Origin of the sequence: Floccifex sp. (assembly GCF_051873555.1) — a bacterium.
Classification (GTDB): domain Bacteria; phylum Bacillota_I; class Bacilli_A; order Erysipelotrichales; family Erysipelotrichaceae; genus Floccifex.
The window spans coordinates 1-2,589 of sequence record NZ_JBJEEY010000055.1; the positions used below are offsets into that span (position 1 = coordinate 1).

The window sequence follows — 2,589 nt, forward strand, 5'->3', positions numbered from 1 at the left end:
TGCCAAAGAAGCCGGTATCAGTAAATCATTATTATTTTATTATTTTAAAAATAAAAAAGATTTATATATGTTTTTATGGGATTCCTGTGCAAAATTAACAATTGAATTCTTAGACAAATATGAGTGTTATCAACAAACGGATTTATTTGAAAGTATGGAAAGAGGCATGAAAGCCAAAATGGAAATTATGCGAATGTATCCGTATATGGGCCAATTTGTGATTAAAGCATTTTATGAAAAAGATGAAACCATTTCAAAAGAAATACAAGAAAGCTATCAAAGATATTTTGAATTAAAGACAAAAAATACATTGTTGAATTTAGATCCTGATCAATTCATAGAAGGACTCGATATTGAAATGATGTATCAAGATATGTATCATGCTTCGGAAGGGTATTTATGGGAAATGGTACAGAGAAATGATATTGATATCGATAAAATGGAAAAGGAATTTAATGCATTGATTCAATTTTGGAAAAGTATTTATTTACGAAAGAAGGGATAATATGAAAGCTATTCAAATTTCACAACTCACAAAATATTATGGAAAAGCAAAAGGCATTGAAAATGTCAGTTTAGAAGTGGATAAAGGAGATTTCTTTGGGTTTATTGGACCCAATGGAGCTGGAAAATCCACAACCATTCGTACTTTATTGGGTTTACTTCAACCGGATTCAGGAAAAGCTTTGATCAATGGAATGGATATCACACAAAAAAAAGAAGAAATATTAAAACATGTGGGCTATCTTCCAAGTGAAGTCAATGTTTATGCGTCTATGAAAGTTAAAGATGTTTTAAAGTTATCTGCACAACTACAAAAGAAAGACTGTACAACTTATTGTCAGGAATTATGTAGTCGACTTCAACTAGATGTGAATAAAAAAGTACAAGATTTATCGTTTGGAAATCGTAAAAAAGCAGGGATTGTTTGTGCTTTACAACATAAACCCGATGTCTTGATTTTAGATGAACCAACGAGTGGATTGGATCCTTTGATGCAAAGAGAATTCTTTGAAATCTTAAAAGAAAGAAATCAAGAAGGAGCGACTATATTTTTATCGAGTCATGTGCTCAGTGAAATTCAAAGATATTGTAATAAGGCCGCTATCATTCAAAATGGAACGATTATTGCATGTAATGAAATTGAAGAATTAGCTAAAACCAATACTAAGCGTGTTCACATTCAAGGAAAAATTCGGTTAGATGATTTAAAAGGTGTAAAAGACATATTTGAAGATAAAGATTCTCAGAGTTTTTTATATAGTGGAGATATTCAACTTTTATTACAGGAACTGTCGAAAGGAAATGTCAAAGATATTTCAATTTCAGAACCAGATTTAGAAGAAATCTTTATGCATTATTATGAAAGGAAGTAAGAAAAATGACAATTGTAAAACATGAACTCAAACAAGGAATGTTGGCATTCTGGATTTGGACAATATCTATTGCGTTTTTAATGATGGTTTGTATTTTTTTATTTCCACAAATGAAAGATCAAATGCAAGATGTTACCAATGTCTTTGCGGATATGGGCTCTTTTACTGCTGCTTTTGGAATGGATACTTTGAATTTTGGTACATTAATTGGATTTTATGGCATTGAATGTGGAAATATATTGGGATTAGGTGGTGCATTTTTTGCTTCTTTTGTGGCTATTTCTATGATCAGTAAAGAAGAAAAAGAACATACAGCTGAATTTTTATGTACACATCCCATCTCTCGTACACGCATTTTTATTGAAAAATGCATAGCTGTCTTCATTCAGATTATTGTTTTAAATTTATTGATTTATGGACTATCTATTGTATCGATTTATTTAATAGGCGAAGACATTCCATTCAAAGAAATTAATTTATTACATATTGGATATTTTTTAATGCAGATGGAATTCGCATTTATTTGTTTAGGAATATCGGCTTTTATTTCTAAAAACAGTATTGGCATTGGATTGGGACTAGCCATTCTAATGTATTTTGTAAATATCATTGCCAATATTACAGACAAAGTCGATTTTCTAAAATACATCACACCATTTGGATATTGCGAAGCCAGTGAAATTGTACAAGAAGTTGCTTTAAATACTACTTATATAAGCATTGGAACAGTCGTTTCTATTGTATGTATTCTTCTTGGTTTTATGTATTATCGAAAAAAAGATATTAAAGCCTGATTTTTCTATGGAAATATTTATTTTGCGTACAAATAAAATATACAAAAGCATCCGACGATGAATTGACGGATGCTTTTTTGTTATATAGATTTGTATATTGAATATTTTTTACGGAATCGTCTAAAATATTTAATAAAAGAGATTAAACTTATAGAAATAAACACATGAAAAATTTAGCAGGAAAAACTTGCTGAAAAATTAATCTGTTACATATTGGTTATTGCCAAGCCAGTAAGTCGTTTTAATTATTACATATAATGGTATTGTTTCCATTGCATGTATTATCAAAAAAAGGTATCAAAGCTTAATAAAATATCATCTCTAAGTATTGCGAAAGTGAGGAATGAATTGTTTTCGAATTTGATGTAAAATATAAATATAAACATTTCTTAATTTCTATTCCATCTCATTTTTCCTCT

Annotated in this window: 3 protein-coding genes; all 3 read left to right on the top strand. The window is 29.4% G+C overall.

Annotated features, from left to right (window positions below; genetic code table 11):
• The coding region (locus tag ACI32A_RS03170) for a TetR/AcrR family transcriptional regulator (RefSeq protein WP_439753576.1) at positions 1-505 on the top strand (505 nt) is incomplete at its 5' end.
• 1 nt (position 506) lies between these two features.
• Complete coding sequence (locus ACI32A_RS03175; RefSeq protein ID WP_439753577.1) at positions 507-1,376, top strand: ATP-binding cassette domain-containing protein; 870 nt, start codon at positions 507-509, stop codon at positions 1,374-1,376.
• A 5-nt stretch (positions 1,377-1,381) separates the two neighbouring features.
• Positions 1,382-2,170 (top strand): ABC transporter permease subunit, encoded by a 789-nt coding sequence (locus ACI32A_RS03180; RefSeq protein ID WP_439753578.1) that lies wholly within the window; start codon positions 1,382-1,384, stop codon positions 2,168-2,170.
• Positions 2,171-2,589 lie beyond the last annotated feature (419 nt).